Here is a 20,585-nt window from a genome sequence, read left to right on the forward strand (position 1 = left end):
TTAGTATCTAAATGGGAAACTCAAGGCAGAGGAGTGTCGATCAATTGAGGTCCATTCCACGTGGATAATGGTGTTTTGGGCGCCTTGAGGGGTTTGATAGATGAGTTTATAAAGGGTTTCGGCTGGAAAGGGCATCTGATCGATCGTTTGAAAATGAGCGAAACTTGCCAGCAAGCTACCCCGGTCATCGAGTGAATTACTGACCAGTTCAGTCACTTTTGCTTCACTTGTTCCCACTTTGGAAAAATACCGGACTTGATCACGGACTTGGGTGAGCTCATACACTTTGCCCACTTTAACGAGTCGGTCTCGGTAATCAAACCGAAAGGGAGGGTTCGCCCAAAGCATATTTTGGAATAAATCCAAGGATAAATTTAAGCCATAGAGTGACTTGAATTCGGCAAAACTCATGTCGATGTCCTGATTTCCGATTCGATCTTTGATTAGGATCTTTTCGTTCGAAATCAACCCTCGAACAGCCTCCATACCCAATCCTGGAGAAATGGTAAACCAAAGCAAACTGTCCTTTTTTGCACGCAGATTCAACGTGCCTCGCGTAATTTTGCCGGAGCCTTCTTCAATGACCACTTTAGCTCGGGCACTCAAATAATCAAAATCTGCGTATTGGGGTGAAAATTCCTTCATTCGCTCATTGGATTGGTAAGGAATCACCCGCTTAGAGCAGGAATTGAGCAAAATCATTCCAATCAATACCCATCCAAGCAATAAAAATTTATTCATGGTATTTACCGTCTTTTATTTTTAAAGGCAATTTTTCTGAGGCTTCCGGGCTATCGGCAGCTCTTTTCCAGAAACTTAATGCTTCGGATTTTTGCCCCAAATGATACAGGATGTCCCCGTAGTGCTCTAGCATCACCCCACTGGGTTCCACTTCTTGTTCAATGGCTAGGTTCATGTAATATTTGGCACCTTCGTAATCCCCCATCTGAAACAATACCCAGGCATGTGTGTCAAGAAAAGTGCCATTATTGGGAAATCGCTTGACCACTTTTTCGGACATAGCCTTGGCTTTTTGCAGGTCTTTTTTCTCTAAGGAAAGGAAGTAGGCGTAATTATTTAAGACCTGCTCATCGTTGGGGTTGATTTGGAGTGCTTTTTCAAAATAGTGGAATGCTGAATCCTTTTTTCCTAGATTGTAGTAAGAGCTACCCAATGAACCAAAGGCTACTTGGTCTAATTGTGGATTTTGACCTTGGTTGAGCGCTAGGGCTTTTTGTAAGGAGATGACAGCTGAACTGTCATTTTTGCGAGCAGATTTGACTACTCCATCGTAAAACCAAAATTCCTGATTTTTGGGAAATTGGTCGACGCCCAAGGTGGTGTATTGTTCGAGTTCTGCAAAATCCGCATCCTCGCCAAAGGAGCCTAAAATGACTTTTTCCAAAACAGAGGCATTCTCGGGCTTTAATTCCAATGATTTTTTGAAATAATCAATGGACGCTTCCTGATTTCCAACCTGCCCTGCCCGCTCTCCAAGTGCCTCAAAAATCAGGGCGTTTTCTGCGGTTTTTTCGATCATGAGAACTTCCAAAGAATCCAGCACCAGCTCGCGCTCTTGGGTTTTGATTTCATTCATCAAGCCCATAAAAGCTCTGGCTTTCACTTCCGGATCGAGTTCTGTACTCTGAAAAGCGGTGAATAAATAGCGGTTTGCCCGATTCAAATCTCCTTTTTCTTTGAATAGACTATGGGCGGCCATTTGCAGTTCGGGCTGGTTGGGGTATTTTTTGATTTCGCCCAAAACTAGGGAAATGGCATCTTCCAATCGATTGTTATTGAATAAAATCTCGACTAGACCCAATACGTAATTTGGATTCCCAGGCTGGGCTTCGATCAGTTTTCTCCCTTCTTTAACCGCTTGGTCGAGTTGGTTTTTACGAAGGTAAATTCGCTGCTTTTGCAAGGTGATGGGCTCCAATATTCCGTAGTATTGTTCTGCTCGATCCAAGGCTAGGAGTGCTTGGTCAAATTCATTGGCATTGAGATAGATCGAAGCCAAATCTAAATTGTACTGTTGATTAGTTTGTCCATCAGCGGTCAAGCGGTCGAGTATTTCTGCGGCTTTAAGCGGTTGCTTGAGTTGGGTGTAAATCTCGGCCACCATCAAAGCATAATATTTATTTTCTGGATCGAGTGTGACCGCTTTTTCGGCAAAGGGTAATGCTTTGTCAGGCTGATTGGCCTTCGTGTAGAGCTCTGCTATTTTATAATGGATAGCAGGCTCTTCAGTTTCCAGTTCGAGGGCTTTTTGAAAATAAAAATAGGATTTCTCCAAATCTCCCAGATTCATCAGCTTGGTTCCTTCAATAAAATACCGACTGGCCAAAGCTTCATTTTTTTGGGCTTTGCGCTCCTTTTTACTGAGTTTTTTCTGAGCTAGGACTTCTCCAGCTAGTACACTGGTCAAAAACAGGAATATATAGAGAGTTATTCTTGAAATCACTTTTCTTAAATTATGGGGATCAAATCACAAACATAATGCCTTTTACCCTAATGCTCGTGCTAAAGCTTTGAAAAGACATATCCATGTATAACGATCTTGTCCCTAAAATGATCCTTTTAAATTTTAAATCTGGTTTTCAACCTGGCAATAAACGCCTGTTCACTCCATAAAATTAGAAGAATGAAGGGGATCAAAAACGCATTTTTTACCACAAAATTCAGCATAGGCTGATCCAAACTCAAGTAAAAACCACCATAACTTAGTAATAATGCAAGTAATAGATAGCTGATCCCTTTTTGGGTTTGATAGGGAATGGGGTAGTAGCGCTGCCCAAAATAATAGCAAATTACAGTCATAACCAGGTAGCAAGCCAACGTACTTAAGGCCCCTCCCATATATCCCCACAGGGGCACCAAAAACCAAATCACTGCCACACTCACCCCTGCGCCGATAAAGGTAATCCAAAAGCTGTATTGGGTTTTGTCGGTGACTTTAAACCAAATCGAAAGATTGAAATAAACGCCCAAGAGCAAATAGCCCATCAGTAGGACAGGTACAAAAAACAGTCCATCCTCATACCCTGGACTGCGGAGGAAAAGCGGTCCAATCCAGTATAAGTTGACAGAAATAACAATCATTAACAGGCAACAAAAAAGGATAAAGGCATGCATCACCTGCGCATAAAGTTTGGGGGAGTTTTTATTTTCAGATTCCTTAAAGAAAAAAGGTTCAGCCGCATATTTGAAGGCTTGTATGACCAGGTTCATCAAGATGGCCAGCCTGAAATTGGCTCCAAAAACCCCGCCTGCTTCACGGCTGCTGAGTCCAGGGTAGAAATTCTCCGGCAGAATATATTCAAATAGCATTCGTGACAGCAGCTCATTGGTCACCCCAGCCAAGCCCATAAACAGCAAGGGTAGGGAATAGGACCACATGGGCTTAAGTAGCGATTTTTCGACTCCAAATTTGAAAAATCCTGCTTTCCACCAGACCAAAGGAATGATTAATCCATTGGCTAACAAATTGGAAAGTAAAATATATTCCACGCCCCAATCCAGTTGATAACCCAGAAAGTTTGCCGGAATGATTCCGGTTTCAATCCAATGGGGAAACCCAATAATGAGCAGGATATTCAACCCGACATTGATGAAAATATTGATCAGTTTGGCCAAGGCAAACAGCAGCGCCTTGTTTTCCAGTCTCAGCTTGGCAAAAGGGATTGCCAGTACCGCATCAAAGGTCAGAATCAGGGCTGACCAACGAAAGAGGTAGGCTTGGCCGGGGTACTCCATCCAATTGGCCAGTACCGGAGCGGCCAAATAAAGACCTGTGCCCAGAATCAAGCTACTGACTACCAGCAGCGATTGACTATGAGAATACACCCGGTTGGGGTCTAAGTTTTTCCCTGTGGCAAAGCGAAAAAAACTCGTTTCCATCCCATAGGTAAAGACAATATTCAAAAATCCAATCAGGGCATAAATCGCTGTAAACGACCCTAGGGATGCTTTGCTCAGGTAGGCCGTGTAGACCATGATCAGTAAAAAATTAATGGACCGGCCCAGAATGCTGCTCAGTCCATAAATTGCCGTTTGTCCGGCGAGTTTTTTGAGATTGCTCATCTGAAAAGGGAAGTTACTCTCCCTTAAATACGGGTTTACGTTTTTCTAAAAATGCTGAGGTACCCTCTTTGTAATCGCCCGATTTGACGCATCGTGCGAAGCTATTTGCTTCGGTTTGAAAACCGTTTTCATCGGCAAGATAAGCTGCATTGACACAATCCACGACCATTCCAATCGCCAAAGGTGCTTTGGACATGATTTTTTCCACGATTTCCTGAGCCTTTGCCATGGCATCCTCTTTCGTTGGGAGGACATGGTTGACTAATCCCAATTCTCGGGCTTCTTCTGCACCGATCATGTCCCCAGTCATCATCAGCTCATTGGCTTTTCCCCGGCCGACTAAAATGGTCAATCGCTGGGTACCCCCGTAACCGGGAATAATACCTAAATTGACTTCAGGTTGACCAAATTTGGCATTCGCAGACGCAATCCGAATGTGGCAGGCCATGGCTAATTCACAGCCACCTCCTAGCGTATATCCGTTGGTCACCGCAATGACCGGTTTGTGACAGTTTTCGATCATGGAAAAAATTTCTTGGCCATGTTCGGCGAATTTCCGTGCATTGACCTCATTGAGTTCCGATATTTCTTTGATATCCGCACCGGCAATAAATGCTTTTTCTCCCGCACCGGTCAAGATCACCGCCTTGATCGCCTTATTATCGACAACCTCATCAAAAATTTCGCGCAGCTCTTCTAAGGTGGCAAAGTTGAGGGCATTCATTTTGTCTTGCCGATTTATAGTCAAAAACAATACACCGTTTTTTTCTTCAGCGAGGATATTTTTTAAATCTTCCATAGAGATTGCTTTTCAGTAGTGAACAAATATACAAGTCGGGTTTTCAATCCCAAATTAAGTCTTTGGAAAATCCAATTTTTGAATCTAAGTCCGTTCAAAACTTATGATATCCATAAGGCTAAAATGATCCTTTCCAAACCCTCCATCTGGCTTTTTTTACTTACTTTTGCAGAACAAAATTTTAAACTAAACCCTCAACATATATGTCTTCAAAAAGAAAGATTACCGTGGCATACGGAGATGGAATCGGTCCAGAAATCATGGATGCCACCCTTCGGATTCTTGATGCAGCCGGCGCCCAACTCGAATATGATGTCATCGAAATCGGTGAGAAAGTGTACCTGAAGGGGATTTCTTCGGGTATGGAACCAAAAGCAATCGACTCCCTTCGCGAAACCAAAGTCTTTTTGAAGTCCCCCATCACCACACCGCAAGGTGGAGGATTTAAGTCGCTTAATGTGACCACCCGGAAGTCATTTGGCCTCTATGCCAATGTCCGTCCCTGCAAGGCCTTTTCACCTTTTGTCAAAACCCACTTTCCAAAAACTGATTTGGTGATCATTCGGGAAAATGAGGAGGATCTATATGCTGGAATCGAACACCGACAAACCCAGGAGGTCTATCAAACTTTAAAGTTGATCTCTGAACCAGGATCGGAGAAAATCATTCGATATGCTTTTGAATATGCCAAAAAATATGGCCGCAAAAAGGTGACCTGCATGACCAAGGATAACATCATGAAGTTAGCCGATGGTCTTTTTCATAAAAAATTCAATGAAGTTGCCAAAGAGTACCCGGAAATTGAAGCGGATCATAAAATCATCGATATCGGAACGGCCTTAATTGCCGATCGTCCAGAGACCTTTGATGTGATTGTGACCCTCAACTTGTATGGGGATATCATTTCCGATGTCGCGGCACAAGTAACCGGATCTGTTGGATTGGGGGGCTCGGCCAATGTGGGCGAAGAAGTGGCCATGTTTGAAGCGATTCATGGGTCAGCACCGGATATTGCTGGAATGGGGATCGCCAATCCATCCGGCTTGTTAAATGGGGCAATCATGATGCTTGTCCATATTGGAATGCCGGAAATTGCCGAGAAGATTTCCAACGCTTGGATGAAAACATTAGAAGATGGCATTCATACCGGAGACATTTACCAAGAAGGGCTTTCAGCAACAAGAGCGACCACCACAGCGTTTGCCAATGCGGTCATAGAGCGTCTGGGTCAGCAACCGGAAAAAATGACTCCCGCGGTATTTGGGCAAGAGGCTACCCAGCCCATGGAGATCAAATTAACACCAAAAACCAAGGCCAAGAAAGAATTGGTGGGCGTCGATGTATTTATTGACTGGGATGAAGATAATCGCAATCCCAATGTCATTGGAGAACGATTACGCAAAGCAAATGTGGACGGTCTGCAGCTTCATTTGATTACCAACAGAGGAGTAAAAGTATTCCCTGAGGGATTGCGCGAAACATTCTGCACTGACCATTGGAGATGTCGATTCAAAACCGATGATCAGCGTGCAATTTCACACGAGCATGTGTTGGAACTGTTGAAGCAAATCAAGGATCTCGGATTTGACTTTATCAAAACCGAGCACCTTTGTGTGTTTGATGGGCAGAGAGGCTATTCGCTTGCCCAAGGAGAATAAATTGATGTGAAAAATAGGATTTTTGATTGAAGTCCTAGTCAGGAATACAGGGGAGAGGAAACTTTCCCCTTTTTTGGCTTAAGATTGCACTTTGTCCTGGTTTACCAGTATTTTGTACGTTCATGCAAAAGCGAGTTCTCATTATTACCTATTACTGGCCACCGAGTGGCGGTTCTGGCGTGCAACGCTGGCTGAAATTTTCCAAATACCTACCGGATTTTGGTTGGGAACCGGTCATTTTTACTCCCGAAAACCCTGATTTTGATATTCAGGACCCTTCCTTGGAACGTGAAATCAATCCCTCCCTTGAGGTGATTAAGTTTCCGATTTGGGAGCCCTACTCGATCTTTGGAAAGCTAAGAGGGAAAAGGAAAAACCATCCCTCCAGGGTCCTGGAGCAAACCCAAAAAAGCGTTCTTGAAAAAGCGGGAATTTGGGCTCGAGCGAATTTGCTCATCCCCGACCCTCGTGTTTTTTGGGTAAAACCCTCCATTAAATTTTTGCTGAATTTGGTGAGTAATGGCCAATTTCAGGCAGTCATTACCACAGGACCTCCGCATTCCATGCATTTGATTGGTCAAGCGCTCAAGGAGAAAATGGGATTGTATTGGCTGGCCGATTTTCGGGATCCCTGGTCTGAGTGGGAGTTTTTGGATACCCTACCCATGCGGAAATCGGTTCGTAAAAAGCATCAGCAGCTCGAGCAGGAAGTCTTGCAAAAGGCAGATCGCGTGTTGACTATTTCTCCGACTTTTCAATCGGATTTTGAGCGGCTATCCCAGCGGAAGATTGACCTGTTGACCAATGGCTTCGATCCTACTGATCTCCCAGATCATTTTGAAAAACTGAAGAAAGCCAACACGGATTTTCATTTGGTCTATACCGGTGTGATTGATGCCATTCGAAATCCAATTCCTCTGTTGAAAGCTTTTCGAGAGGAATTTATGGAAAGCCAGCAAACCGTTCGGATTACATTTGTAGGCAAAGTAAGTGAGGTGATCCGGTACGTAGTGGCTCAGGATACCTGGCTCACCGAGCATGTGTATTTTACAGGATATGTTGCTCACCAAGCTGTTTTTCAGTTTTATGCAGAAGCCAGTGCTTTGCTGCTTATTTTGACCGATACCAAAAATGCACAGGGAAATATCCCCGGAAAGGTGTTTGAATACCTTTCCACCGGAGTTCCCATCTTGGCTATTGGAGATCCCAAAGGAGATACCGCCAAAATCCTTCGGGAAACCGGAGCGGGGGAGGTAATTCCCCATTTTGATCAGGTCAAGATGCAAGTGGCCCTTCGAAAACTCTGCGAAGGAAACCTACCTGCCGCAGACCCGGATTTGATTGCTCAATTTTCCCGAAAAAACCTCACCCAACACTTAGCTGAGATCCTTGATGAATATCCCCTTTCTTGAGCTGTCTAGGATAAGTCCTGAGTTAAAAAAACGTTTGGAGCGTAAATTTTCCGAGCTCTTGAATCAAGGTGTTTTTTCAGGAGGAAAAGAAGTGGAGCGGTTTGAATCTCAACTTCAAGACCTCCTGGGGACTCGATTTGCGATTCCTTGTGCCAATGGAACCGATGCCCTTGAGCTTGCCCTTCGAGCCTTAGGTGTCGGGCCAGGGGATGAGGTTGTGGTGCCTGCGATGACTTGGGTGAGTACTGCTGAGGCGGTAGTTTGGGTAGGGGCCAAACCGGTTTTTTGGGATACCGATGAGCAGGGATTGCTTCGATCAGATTGGGAGAAAGCAGTGACTGAGCGAACCAAAGCAGTGATTCCAGTTCATTTGTATGGAAAAATGCAGCAAATGAATGAGCTCATCCAAAAAGCCAACACGTATCGGCTTTTTGTGATCGAAGATGCGGCCCAAGCTTTTGGAGCCCATCAGCAGCGAAAGGCAGCAGGAACTTGGGCAGACGTGGGTTGCTTGAGCTTTTATCCGACCAAAAATCTCGGAGCCCTCGGGGAAGCGGGAATGTGTCTGACCCAAGACGAAAGGTTAGCAAGAAAAATCCGTTTGCTTTCCACTCATGGTCAGCCGATTCGGGATCAACATGAGTTGATCGGGAGAAACAGTAGGATAGATACCCTTCAGGCTGGATTTTTAGTGGAGATGCTGGCTGAATTTGAAGCCAATCAGAACATTCGCAAGCGAATAGCGCAGGATTATATACAAGGCCTTACTGGAATACCGGAATTGATTCTTCCAGAGGGAATGTTGGAAGAAGATCACAATGCCCATTTGTTTGTGGTCCGGACTGAAAAAAGGGATGAGTTGCAGGACTTTTTGGCCAAAAACGGAATTGGAACCGCCATTCATTATCCTCAGATTATTCCTAGCATGAAGCCCTTTCGAATCGAAGGAGACTTTGTCAATGCCCAACTATTAGCTGATCAAAGCCTCTCCTTGCCCTTAAATCCTTATTTGAGCCAGGAAGAGTCGGAATATATCGTCAAGAAGGTGAGGCAGTTTTTTGGTTGATTTTCCAATTATTTATCAGGGGTGTAGTGCTATGAATTGAAGTCTTCCGCTTGGGCGAAGTTAACTGTTCAAAGAACTATAAAGTCTAGATCACATCTGGAGTCACAAACCCGAAAAATTTGAATTTCAGCCTCGGTGACTCGATTAAAAATTTTGGATGGTTTTACATTTTTGTATTCACATTTCGGTAATTTTTCCTTGATCCCAAAGTTGGAAAGCGGGAAATAATTAAGGCTGATTTTTCATAAAGTTAGTTGAGGTTTTTCGCAAAGTGCTCTGACAGATTTTTCTGAAATCAATACGGATAATGTGCTGCTAGGTCATTATTGGCACCTATCACCCATCTGATTTTGTAAGCCATAGGTTAAGCATTGGCTTGCTTTCTGGTTTGAGTGAAGGTATCCAACTTCAACATCTGAAATTGCATTCTCAATGATGGAAAGGGGTTCTGCGTGATCCATCTCAACGGGTTTAAGAATTTCATCTCAAAACCTTAGATCAGGGATAGCATTTATCCAGTCTATTATTTTTTCCGCGATAGGTATAAATTACTATTAAAATAATAGGGTGGATGGGGGACAGTTGGGTCGTAAATGAAAGGTAGGGTAAGAAAAAGAATGAGGAGTTGGGCTGACAAGTTTCTTGTCAGAACAATCCAACGGAATTCGAAAGAAGGATTTGCGTAATTCGAGGACTGTAGTACTGAAATTTACACCAACCCCGCTTTTAAGGATTTAAAAGCCAGAAACTATCCTTTTCCAAAGGGAATATGCCCTGGAGTGGTCGGTCAAAACGGAAAATAATCCCTTTTTCCCGCTCTATTGAATTCACCTTCGGCTATTGTCCAGTTTCGTTCTATCTGGCCGGTTGTCTTTTTGGTCCGAATCAGAATTATGATCTTTTGATTTTTGGACAATATGGGAATGATCTTTTTTGCGGTCTGATTCTTGGGAAGAATCCTCTGAATTTTTCTGGTGATTTGAGCAGTATTCATCTTGATCTGGTTGGTTCTCATTGGGATCTTCATTCAGTTTAGCCAAGACTTGATCTTCTCTGTCTTTTTTGGTTTTATCTCCTTGTTGAAACATATCGTTTTGATCTGGATCATTTGGATTAGATTTTTTTTGCTGATTTTCCCGATTTGACCGATCTTCTGCCTGTCTATCTTTTCGCTGAGTGTTTTGGTTGGCTTGATTGGGATCCATTTTTAGGTGAGTTTATGGATAGCAGAGTTGCTACCCTACAAAGCTGACCAAGAATGGAAGTATTGTTATTACATAATTATTTTAAATAATTATAAGATTATCAGATACATACTTTATCTGGGAAACTGGAATTAGGTTTTAGGTTGAGAGAGAAGCTAATCGTTGGGGGGCAGTCAGGCTAGTTGATTGCTGTTCAGCCATTTTTGTTTGCGTGTAAAATATTTAGCAAAAATCTCCTATTTTCCCTGATGGATTTTACACAGGACCCGCTATTTATTGCTGCTACCCTTTGCATTTCTGTATTTTTTGCGATTTGGTTGACTCGTTTTTCTTGGGGGAGAAGCATCGGCACCCCGATTTGGGTGATTCTCCTGGGGGCTGTTTTCGCCAATATCGGCTTGATTCCATCTGCTATGGAGGGTAGCCCTATTTACGATGGTGTTTTTGGTTATTTGGCTCCTTTGGGGATTTTTATTGCCCTGCTGGAAGTAGAGTTGAAAAGTTTGAAAAATGCCGGATTTCCTCTTTTACTGATGTTTGGAATTGGGGCCCTGGGAACGGTGATCGGCGTAATCACAGCCTGGTATTTGGTTTCTCCTGCAGTGGCTATTGGGGAGATGGCTTCGGCTGTTGCAGGCATGTACACGGGAACTTACATCGGAGGAAGCATTAACTTTAATGCAATTGCCCTGAGCTATGGAGTAAATGAAAACGGGCCGCTTTTCGCTGCTGCCACAGTAGTGGATAATTTGATTGGAACACCTTGGATTATTGCCACTTTGATTTTGCCCCGTTATTTACAAAAGCTTTTTCCTAGAAAGAAGTTGAACTCTGCTCAATCCGCAGAAAAATTACCCACTGTTGAATTCATTTCCATGTCCTCCTTGGGCTCAATTTTTGCCTTGGGTTTTCTGGCAATGGTGATCAGTAAAGTAGTACAGGCCTATCTGCCTGCCCTTCCTGAACTCATCACATTGACGACCCTTGCTTTAATTTTAGCTCAATTTCCTTCTGTTCAGCAGTTGAAAGGGAAGCATACTTTGGGCTTCTTTATGATTATGTTATTTCTTGCAGTGGTGGGTACCCTTTGCGATGTAGGAGCGTTGACCCAGGTGGGGGATTTGGCCGGAACACTCATTCTGTTTGTCTTACTCCTGGTATCCATTCATGGATTGGTGGTTTTCGGTTTGGGATCTTTGTTAAAAATGGATTGGGACGTGATCGCGGTGGCCTCTCAGGCTAATGTGGGTGGAAATACCACCGCGATAGCAGCGGCAGAGAGTTTGAACAGGCCCGATTTGTTGATTCCGGGCGTGCTGGTGGGAAGTTTAGGCAATGCATTGGGAACCTATATTGGTTTTTTTGTAGCGGGAACTTTGTAAGGATAATCTACCCATGGGAGATAAGAGGCAAAAAAAGCAAACTGACCAGAAGATAAACTCCGCAATCCTTTTTGAAAATTACCTAACTTCATCTCCTAAACTGATTTTTATCAGCTAAATTCAAGCTAAGCCATTCTACTTTTGGCGCATCAAATTTTAGATCAAATCGCACCGCTATGACCAATGCCATTTACCTCACGACCACAGAACCCTATTCGGGAAAATCAATTTTTGCTTTGGGTCTAATGAATATGCTGGCTGGAAAAACAGCCAAAATGGCCTATTTCAAACCCATCATCACCGGGAATAAGAAGGATAGAGATCGGAGATTGGAATTGCTTTCCAAGCAATTTAACCTCCCTCAACCCTATGAGGAAATGTATGCATTTACCCGTAAAAATGCCTTAAAGGAAATCAACAAGCGAAACGAAGCGTATTTGATTGATACTATTATTGAAAAGTTTAATACACTTCGGGATCAAGCAGATTTTGTAGTTGTGGAAGGGACTGATTTTACCGATGTCAATACAAATTTGGAGTTTGATGGGAATGTGATGATTGCCAAAAATCTGGGAATTCCAGCGGCTATTATTTTAAATTGTGCCGGGCGAACCACCTCAGAAATCATCGATTTGGCCGTAGCCAGTTCCAATAGTTACCTGAGTAGGGGTGTACAAGTCCTGACCCTGGTGGCCAACAAAGTGGAAGAAGGAAAACTCGAGGAAGTGCTTCGTCGATTGCGATTTGTCCTACCCGAAAGCATTTTGGTCAATGCGATTCCGGCTCATGAACAGTTGAGTAATCCCACCATGGGGGAGATCAAAGAATCTTTGGGGGCTAATTTGCTTTTTGGAGAACAGTTTCTAACCAATCGAGTGGATCATTCCATCGTTGGAGCCATGCAATTGCACAATTTTCTGGATCGGCTTTCCAATAATACGTTGGTGGTCACTCCGGGAGATAGAGGAGATATTTTGGTGGGTTCCTTGCAAGCAAATATTTCAAGAAACTTTGGAAAAGTAGCTGGGGTGATTGTAACTGGGGGGATGTTTCCAGAAAAAACTATCGTAAAATTAATTGAAGGCTTGGAGACGGTCGTGCCCGTTCTTCAAGTGGAGGAGGGGACGTTTATGGTCGTCACTAAAGTAAATCAGATTCGGGCTCGGATCGCCCCGGAGGACAAAGAAAAAATTGCGCTAGCCATCCAACTCTTTGATGCGCATGTCGATGAAACCGCACTTTCCGACCGAATGGTGGCTTTTCGTTCCGATATTGTTACCCCACGGATGTTTCAATATCAAATTGTTCGTCGGGCTAAAACTTATAAAAAACACATTGTTTTGCCCGAAGGTACCGATGAGCGAATCGTAAAGGCTGCAGCGATGCTTATCGCTCAGGAAGTGGTGGATTTGACGTTATTGGGCAATCGAGAGGAAATTGAAAGCTTGGTGTCAAAGCTGAATTTGTCCTTGGACTTGAATCAAATCCGAATTGAGGATCCGGCCAGTTCGGCTCATTTTGATGAATATGCCCTAGCATTGTATGAGTTGCGTAAAAATAAAGGGTTGACCTTAGGCATGGCCAAAGACCTGATTTTGGATGTATCCTATTTTGGAACCATGATGGTATACCAAGGCCATGCGGATGGAATGGTTTCCGGGGCAGTGCATACGACTCAACATACCATTCGACCCGCTTTGCAATTTGTCAAAACCAAACCTGGAGTCAGCACCGTCTCCTCGGTTTTCTTCATGTGTTTGCCCAATCGAGTTTCGGTTTTTGGGGACTGTGCCGTGGTGCCTAATCCCAGTTCAGAGCAGCTTGCCGATATTGCGATTTCATCGGCTGAGTCGGCACAGATGTTTGGGATCGAGCCCAAAATTGCCATGCTTTCGTATTCCTCGGGGACTTCCGGAGCCGGTGAGGAAGTAGAAAAAGTGAGAAAAGCCACAGAGTTGGTCAAAGAAAGACGGCCTGATCTCAAAATCGAAGGACCGATTCAATACGATGCGGCAGTGGATCCGATCGTTGGGAAGCAAAAGCTTCCCCACTCCGAAGTGGCCGGACAAGCGAGTGTGTTGATTTTCCCAGATCTTAATACCGGAAATAATACTTACAAAGCAGTCCAACGTGAAACCGGCGCCATCGCTATCGGCCCGATGCTTCAAGGACTCAATAAACCCGTAAATGATCTCAGTAGAGGCTGTACCGTTATTGATGTCTTCAATACGGTGGTCATTACCGCTATTCAATCCCAAGAAAATTAAGATGATGCATGTTTTTGTAATTAATTCGGGCAGCAGTTCGATCAAATATCAATTGATTAGTATGCCTGAAGAGCAGGTGATTTGTTCAGGAATTGTGGACCGAATCGGGCAACAAGGTGCCCGAGTAGACTATCAAGCAACTTTATCAGGCAAGGAAATTAAGGAGTACAAAATTATGCCAATTCCCGATCATTCGGTGGGACTTCAGGCCGTAGCCACCTTTCTGACTGATCCTCAAATTGGAGTGATTCGCAATCCTGATGAAGTGAAAATTGTAGGTCATCGGGTGGTCCATGGTGGAGAAAAATTTGCGAGTACTCAGTGGATTACCCCTGAGGTAAAGTCAAAAATCAAGGAGCTATTTCCTTTGGCTCCCTTGCACAATCCAGCCAATTTTCTGGGAATTGAAGTAGCCGAGCAAATTTTTTCCAAGGCCAAACAAGTAGCGGTTTTTGACACGGCTTTCCATCAATCACAGCCGGAGATTGCTTATCGCATGGCTATTCCCAATGAGTTTTATCAAAAGCATGGAATCCGAAATTATGGATTCCACGGAACTAGCCACAAATATGTCTCTGAACGAGCGAGCGAATACCTCAAGCAACTCCCGCTGAAAATGATCACCATTCATCTGGGGAATGGATGCAGCATGGCCGCTATCCAACATGGAAAATGCGTAGACACCAGCATGGGATTAGGACCGATGAATGGCTTGATTATGGGGACCCGGGCAGGAGATATCGATCAATCGGTTATTTTTCACTTAGTCAATCAGTTGGGCTACAGCTTAGATGAGGTCAACACCATTTTGAATAAAAAAAGCGGGATGCTGGGCTTGACCGGATTCAGCGACATGCGGGATATTCAGGCAGAAATTGCTAAGGGTAATCAAGAGGCAAGCTTGGCCTATCAGCTCTATGCCTATCGAGTTAAAAAATACATCGGTGCTTTTGCTGCGGTAATGAATGGGTTGGATGCGGTAATATTTACCGGGGGAGTGGGTGAGAATGACCGGATGACCCGTCAGTTGGTTTGTGAGCAAATGGATTATCTGGGTATAGTTCTTGATCCGGTAAAAAACGAAGGGTCAAAGCAATCGGTTCAGGAAATTCAACGTGAAGATTCCCGGGTTAAATTACTGGTAATACCAACCAATGAAGAATTGGAAATAGCCAAACAATGTTTTGGCTTACTGGAGAATAGAACAGTAGCTTAAGAAGATTTTGATCTAGAAAAAGTCAAAACATCGATAGTTGATCATTATTTGCCAGCAACTGGGCATCCTCGAGTCTTAGCAGTTTTTTCTTGGCTTCAAGTCCACCGGCATAGCCGACTAAACTCCCATCCGAACCAATCACCCGGTGACAAGGGATCAGGATGGAGAGGGCATTGGCACCATTTGCTGTGGCTACCGCTCGGATTGCATCCGGATTTCCCAGTTCCCGGGCAAGTGCCCCATAGCTTCTGGTTTCCCCGAATGGAATTTCCAATAATTTCCCCCAAACCAATCGCTGAAATTCACTTCCAATCCAAAGTAGGGGAATATCAAATACCTTTCGCTTTTGGTCAAAATATTCCTCGAGTTGCCGAATCGTCTGCTCGATGACCCTGCTTTTTTCGGATTCAAATGTTGAATTCAAGCCTTTCTGAACTCGAGCATCCACGGTTTTCCGCATTTTACGGAATGTCCAATCGCAAAGACAAAGTTGTTCTTGGTAAGAACCCAAAATCAATTCCCCGACTGGACTTTTGAAGGTCTGAACCTGAATTTTTTCCATAGACCTAAAGTACAAAATGGCTAGGTTAAATGCTTGATGATCTTATTTTTTGACAAGCATTGTCCCATTAGTTTCTGTCGGTTCAATATGGATCAAAATATGACCCAATTCAGGGAGTTGTTTGCGTAGGGTGTCTTGAAGGTCATGGGCGATATCATGTCCCTGGCGTACACTGAGTTCCCCGTCCACATGGGCGTGGAGGTCGACATGGTATTTCATTCCTGCTTTACGGATGTAGCATTTTTCAGTTTCTTGAACCCCTTGGACCGTTAGCGCTATTTTTCTTATTTCAGCGGTCAATTCGATATGATTGTCCTCGTCCATGACCTCTCCCAAGGCGGGACGAAAAATCCGGTAGCAGTTGTACAGGATAAAAGCTACCGCAATTAATGCGGCATAATCATCGGCAACTTCAAAACCCTCTCCACCAAATACGGCTACCAAAATCCCGATAAAAGCGGCTATCGAAGTAATTGCATCGCTTCGGTGATGCCAAGCCTCCGCTTTTAGCGAAGAGGATTTTAGCTTTTTGCTGCGAGCCATCACCCACTGAAAGGAGATTTCCTTCCAAATGATAATTGCACCCAAAACCAACAAGGTCCAATTTTCCGGTCTGGGATGGGGAGTATGTATGTTTTGTATGGCTTGGTAAGCAATAGTGGCCGCAGAGATGATCAAAAAGCCTACTACCAGAAAAGTGATTAGTGGCTCGGCTTTCCCATGTCCATAGGGGTGATTTTCATCCGCTGGACGTGCGGCATAGCGCAACCCGATGAGGACCAAAATACTGGCAAATACATCAAGGAGTGATTCGATGGAATCTGCAATTAAGGCAAAGGAGTTTCCAAAAAAACCTGCTAAAAACTTAATGACGGCCAAGCCTGCATTTCCGATCATGCTAAAAATTACCGTTCGTATAGCAAGCTTACTTTTGGACATGATCAAAGGTACAATTAATGAAAGTAAAGAGCGGATTGCCGGAAGGAATTAATTTGGACTTTGTCTTTTTCCCAGCCCATAAAGTACACCTCCAATGCCAATAAAAAGAGCTGTCATCCAAACCGAATTCCAGTTTACTTGCATCATCAGCCACAGGCAGGATGCAATTCCCAGAATCGGAACAGTATATCCTCCCTTAAGGACGAATTTTCCCGGCCCTCGAAATCGGGATCGAAGGGCAGGCACAGCCGCGCAGGTCATGATGAATAAAAAAAGGCGTGAAAGAACGGTCATGGCAGCCAAGACACGAAATGATCCCATAGCGGCTAGAGCAAAAGCTGCAATCCCAAAGAAAATGACTGAATTGGCGGGTGTAAGAAATTTGGAATGAACTTGTCCAAACCAAGCGGGAAGGGAGTTTTCTAACGCTAGGGCATAGGTCACTCGGGTAGCCGAAAACATGGAGCTGATTAAATTGGCAATCACCGATGTGGCTACACCAACCATCAAAGCATAGGCGCCCCATTCACCAAAAAGCGCAGAGGAAGCATCCAAAAGTGGCGTGTTGGAATCCTTTAAATTAGGTACCGCAGCCAGGGTCACCAATTGAATGAGCATGTACAAAATTACTACGATCAGCAACCCTAAAATCAATCCTAAAGGCATGTCTCGTTCAGGTTTTTTTGCCTCCCCTGCGGGTACTATAGCTCCCTCAAAGCCCACAAACGCATAAATTAGCAGTAAAGCCGCAGCTCCCAAATCTGAACCCGGTGGAACAGGGCTGGTAAAACCTGGGAGAACAGCATCCCCAAGCAGAAAAAAACCGCCAAAAACCAGCCCAATCAATACGGTGAACTTGATCACCGTAAACAAAGTCATTGATTTTATCGATTGACTGGAACCCAGGGTGTTGACCAGGCTTAGCAGGAAAATGGTTAAAAATACAGTCACCAACCGTCCGCCTCCCAAGCCTGCTGCAGGAATAAAATAAGCGATGCTGTCAGTCAAAAGGACAGTATTGGCCGCAAAGGAAATGAGTCTAGCCAAATAATAAAGCCATCCACCCTGAAAACCAACAAATCCCCCAAATGCTAAGGTGCCATACTTAATGGGACCTCCAGTCCCTCGGAAATAGCTGCCTAACTCTGCAAAACTCAAAATCACCGGGAGCATCAAAAGCGCACAAAAGGCATAAATCCAAACGCTGTATTCACCAGCAAGGGCAGCAGCACCAGAGGGCAGTCCGAATATACCCGCTCCAATCAAGCCATTGACCACCAGCATCCAAACTCCCCAAAGGCCGAGATTTCGTGGTAATTTTTCAAGCTTTTCTTCCGAGGAAATGGGGTTGGTCACGTCTGATGAAGTTGGTGAAATTTTTAAAAAGGGAAGATAAGCAGAATGCGGAAAGATTCTAATCCTTTTTTGATCGGTTGCTTACGAGTTGCTTGACCCATTTTTCGATCTCTACGGCATGGAAAACGACTAACCCCATTCCTGCACAGTAAATTAATTCCGTGAGATGAAGGGCTTCGGTATGAAATAATTGATTAAAAAAGGGAAGGTAAATCACCAGTAACTGAAGGGCTAAGGTTACCAAAACCGAACCCAAGAGGGGAGCATTACCCAGCAGCCCCTGCCGAAACAAGAATGTTCGATCACTTCTTATTGCCATCACATGGCCTAGTTGGGAAAAGGCCAAAACCGTAAATACCATGGTCTGCCAATGCCCGTGGTTTCGAATTGCCCAGTATTGGGTGAACAGCGTTACTCCCGCCATAAGAATTCCTGCCCAAATGATGTGGACTCCCACGCCATCGGCAAAAAGGCTTTGCTGGGGTGGGCGAGGGGGGCGTCTCATGACGTCTTTTTCTTCCCGCTCTCCAGCTAATGCGAGGGCAGGCAAACCATCGGTGACCAAATTGATCCAGAGAATATGAATAGGTAATAGCGGAATAGGTAATCCAAAAAGGGGAGCCATGGCAATCGTCCAGATTTCGGCTCCATTACAAGTCATGATGTATTTGATGAATTTGCGGATGTTGTCAAAAATTCGCCTTCCCTCTCGAATTGCCCGGATAATTGTGGCAAAGTTATCATCCAACAAAATCATATGAGCGGCCTCTTTACTCACATCAGTTCCCGTGATTCCCATGGCTACCCCGATGGTGCTCGCCTTAAGGGAAGGAGCATCATTAACTCCGTCCCCGGTCATGGCTACATAATGTCCTTTTTTCTGTAAAGTTTTGACAATTCGTAGCTTTTGATCCGGTGCGACCCGGGCATAAACTGAGGTTTGCTCGATTTGATTTTCAAAGTCTTGATCTGAAAGCTCAGTCAAAGCTTTCCCTGTCAAAATCAAATCTTTTTCTTGAAAAATACCTACTGCTGCAGCAATGGCTTTAGCAGTTTCAGGATGATCTCCGGTGATCATGACCGGTTTGATTCCTGCCGATTTACATTCCTGTATGGCTTGAGCTACTTCGGCTCGGGGAGGATCAATCATGCCAACCAGACCATAGTATTCCAATTCATTCTCCAGTTCATTCCAACGGGTTTGTTCAGGCAGTTGATCGATCATCTTGCCTGCAAAAGCCAACACGCGTTCTCCTTCTGCTGCCCATTTCCTGGACGTGGAGGTGATTTTGGTTTCCAATGAAGGTTCAGAAAGAACTTGCACAATGGACTCAGTTGCTCCTTTGCACAAGATGAGCACTCGATCTCCTACTTGATGAAAAGTGCTCATTCGCTTTCGCTCCGAATCAAACGGGAGTTCCCCGATTCGGGGGAACTGTTTTTGAATTTTTTCTAATTCCATTCTTCCCCATTGGTCAAGCATGTATTGAACTAACGCTTTTTCAGTGGCTTCCCCGACCAAGTCACCTGTCTGGCTTATTTTGATATCATGGTTAAAGGCCAGGGCTAAGTAGAGATTGGGGGATCCATGCTGAATGGAAGGATTTTCGGAGTGTTCCTCTCGAAGGACTGCCATCTCATTTTTGGTCAAAGTGCCGGTTTTATCTGTACAGATATAGGTGATTGAGCCGAGGCTTTCCACTGCGGGGAGTCGCCGAATCAAAGCTTCTTTTTTGGCTAACCGGGCAGCCCCAAGAGACAGCGCGATGGTGATCAAGGCCGGTAAGGCTTCGGGAATGGCTGCAACAGCCAAACTCACCGTGACCAAAAGTAGTGGGATTGGGTCTTCTCCCCTGAGAATCCCCAAGCCAAACAAAACCAGGCAAATCAGTAAAATCAGGTAGGAAATCACCTTACTGAATTTTTTCATTCGGTTTTGTAAGGGCGTTTCCGGTCGGTCTTGCTCCAGTAAATCGGCGATTTTTCCCAGTTGGGTATCCATCCCCGTTCGGAGCACTATCCCGGTGGCCCGTCCGTTGGTCATCAGGGTACCTTTGAAAAGTTGGAAAGGGCTGTTGATATCCGGTTCTGGTCTGACTTGTTGATGGGATTGTTTTTCGACCGGAATGGATTCTCCGGTTAATGAAGCCTCATCTACCTTTACCGAAAAAGCTTCCAACAAGTGGATATCCGAAGGAATCATATTGCCCGATTCCACTAAGATAATGTCTCCGGGAACCAATTCGGTGGAGGCAACCTGTAATTGCTTTCCCTCTCTACGAACCTTACACTGAACCTCGCTCATATTTTTGAGGGATTCCAATGCCTTTTCAGCGCGGTATTCTTGGATAAAACCCATTACCGCATTGAGAAAGACAATGACCAGTATGATGATACTATCGGTTAGGTCACCGGCTAGCCCCGAAATGAGAGCCGCAATCAAAAGTATCCCAATCATAAAATCTTGAAACTGGGCTAAAAATTGCCTCCAAGCAGGTTTCTTTTTCCTTTCCTTTAAGGTGTTTTTTCCAAAAATAGCTTGACGCGCAGTAACTTCCTCTTGGCTGAGTCCCGTATTTTCGAGGGTTTGTAAGAATGGAGAAAAATCTGAATTTGAGCTCATTGGTGTAAGATACAGCT

The 20,585-nt window shown here is 44.4% G+C and carries 15 protein-coding genes; 6 read left to right on the plus strand and 9 right to left on the minus strand.

Translation table 11 applies throughout. The annotated features are described in order from the left end of the window. The 4 genes from Q0L00_RS01820 to Q0L00_RS01835 all read right to left on the minus strand — a co-directional run bounded on the left by Q0L00_RS01820 (nt 1) and on the right by Q0L00_RS01835 (nt 4,882). Nucleotides 1-741 carry a DUF4292 domain-containing protein gene (locus tag Q0L00_RS01820; protein WP_297335149.1) on the minus strand — a complete coding sequence of 247 codons (741 nt, stop codon included), beginning with the start codon at nt 739-741 and terminating at the stop codon, nt 1-3. Next, nucleotides 734-2,428 carry a tetratricopeptide repeat protein gene (locus Q0L00_RS01825; protein ID WP_297335150.1) on the minus strand — a complete coding sequence of 565 codons (1,695 nt, stop codon included), beginning with the start codon at nt 2,426-2,428 and terminating at the stop codon, nt 734-736. Before Q0L00_RS01825 ends, Q0L00_RS01820 begins: the two co-directional genes overlap by 8 nt. Before the next feature lie 152 nt (nt 2,429-2,580). Continuing rightward, nucleotides 2,581-4,083, minus strand: coding sequence for a polysaccharide biosynthesis C-terminal domain-containing protein (locus Q0L00_RS01830; RefSeq protein ID WP_297335151.1), 1,503 nt, complete (start codon nt 4,081-4,083; stop codon nt 2,581-2,583). A gap of 13 nt (nt 4,084-4,096) precedes the next feature. Further along, nucleotides 4,097-4,882, minus strand: coding sequence for an enoyl-CoA hydratase-related protein (locus Q0L00_RS01835; RefSeq protein ID WP_297335152.1), 786 nt, complete (start codon nt 4,880-4,882; stop codon nt 4,097-4,099). Between the two features lie 203 nt (nt 4,883-5,085). On the opposite strand from Q0L00_RS01835, the gene Q0L00_RS01840 reads away from it, so the two are divergent. The 3 genes from Q0L00_RS01840 (at nt 5,086) to Q0L00_RS01850 (ending at nt 9,018) form a co-directional block, all read left to right on the plus strand. After that, nucleotides 5,086-6,540, plus strand: coding sequence for an NADP-dependent isocitrate dehydrogenase (locus tag Q0L00_RS01840; RefSeq protein ID WP_297335153.1), 1,455 nt, complete (start codon nt 5,086-5,088; stop codon nt 6,538-6,540). A gap of 122 nt (nt 6,541-6,662) precedes the next feature. Next, entirely contained in the window at nt 6,663-7,952 is a 1,290-nt protein-coding gene (locus Q0L00_RS01845) for a glycosyltransferase family 4 protein (protein WP_297335154.1), read from the plus strand. 34 nt (nt 7,953-7,986) lie between these two features. Beyond that, nucleotides 7,987-9,018, plus strand: coding sequence for a DegT/DnrJ/EryC1/StrS family aminotransferase (locus Q0L00_RS01850; RefSeq protein WP_297335155.1), 1,032 nt, complete (start codon nt 7,987-7,989; stop codon nt 9,016-9,018). 827 nt (nt 9,019-9,845) lie between these two features. Here the strand turns inward: Q0L00_RS01850 and Q0L00_RS01855 are convergent. Then, nucleotides 9,846-10,223 (minus strand): hypothetical protein, encoded by a 378-nt coding sequence (locus Q0L00_RS01855; RefSeq protein ID WP_297335156.1) that lies wholly within the window; start codon nt 10,221-10,223, stop codon nt 9,846-9,848. 248 nt (nt 10,224-10,471) lie between these two features. On the opposite strand from Q0L00_RS01855, the gene Q0L00_RS01860 reads away from it, so the two are divergent. The 3 genes from Q0L00_RS01860 to Q0L00_RS01870 all read left to right on the plus strand — a co-directional run bounded on the left by Q0L00_RS01860 (nt 10,472) and on the right by Q0L00_RS01870 (nt 15,088). Then, on the plus strand, nt 10,472-11,605 hold the full coding sequence (locus tag Q0L00_RS01860) for a DUF819 family protein (protein ID WP_297335157.1): 1,134 nt from the start codon (nt 10,472-10,474) through the stop codon (nt 11,603-11,605). A 176-nt stretch (nt 11,606-11,781) separates the two neighbouring features. Beyond that, nucleotides 11,782-13,872 (plus strand): phosphate acetyltransferase, encoded by a 2,091-nt coding sequence (gene pta, locus Q0L00_RS01865; RefSeq protein ID WP_297335158.1) that lies wholly within the window; start codon nt 11,782-11,784, stop codon nt 13,870-13,872. A 1-nt stretch (nt 13,873) separates the two neighbouring features. After that, a complete protein-coding gene (locus tag Q0L00_RS01870; protein ID WP_363318491.1) occupies nt 13,874-15,088 on the plus strand; it encodes an acetate kinase in 1,215 nt (404 codons plus the stop codon). A 22-nt stretch (nt 15,089-15,110) separates the two neighbouring features. Here the strand turns inward: Q0L00_RS01870 and Q0L00_RS01875 are convergent, their stop codons facing one another. From Q0L00_RS01875 to Q0L00_RS01890, 4 genes are read right to left on the minus strand one after another with little or no spacing between them, the layout of a single operon-like run. Further along, complete coding sequence (locus Q0L00_RS01875; protein WP_297335159.1) at nt 15,111-15,650, minus strand: methylated-DNA--[protein]-cysteine S-methyltransferase; 540 nt, start codon at nt 15,648-15,650, stop codon at nt 15,111-15,113. Nucleotides 15,651-15,692: 42 nt separating this feature from the next. Then, nucleotides 15,693-16,589, minus strand: coding sequence for a cation diffusion facilitator family transporter (locus tag Q0L00_RS01880; RefSeq protein WP_297335160.1), 897 nt, complete (start codon nt 16,587-16,589; stop codon nt 15,693-15,695). A 48-nt stretch (nt 16,590-16,637) separates the two neighbouring features. Then, complete coding sequence (locus tag Q0L00_RS01885) at nt 16,638-17,945, minus strand: APC family permease (protein WP_297335161.1); 1,308 nt, start codon at nt 17,943-17,945, stop codon at nt 16,638-16,640. A 58-nt stretch (nt 17,946-18,003) separates the two neighbouring features. After that, a complete protein-coding gene (locus Q0L00_RS01890; RefSeq protein ID WP_297335162.1) occupies nt 18,004-20,568 on the minus strand; it encodes a cation-translocating P-type ATPase in 2,565 nt (854 codons plus the stop codon). Nucleotides 20,569-20,585: the final 17 nt, after the last annotated feature.

It is taken from the genome of Algoriphagus sp., assembly GCF_024305035.1.
Taxonomy (GTDB): Bacteria; Bacteroidota; Bacteroidia; order Cytophagales; family Cyclobacteriaceae; genus Algoriphagus.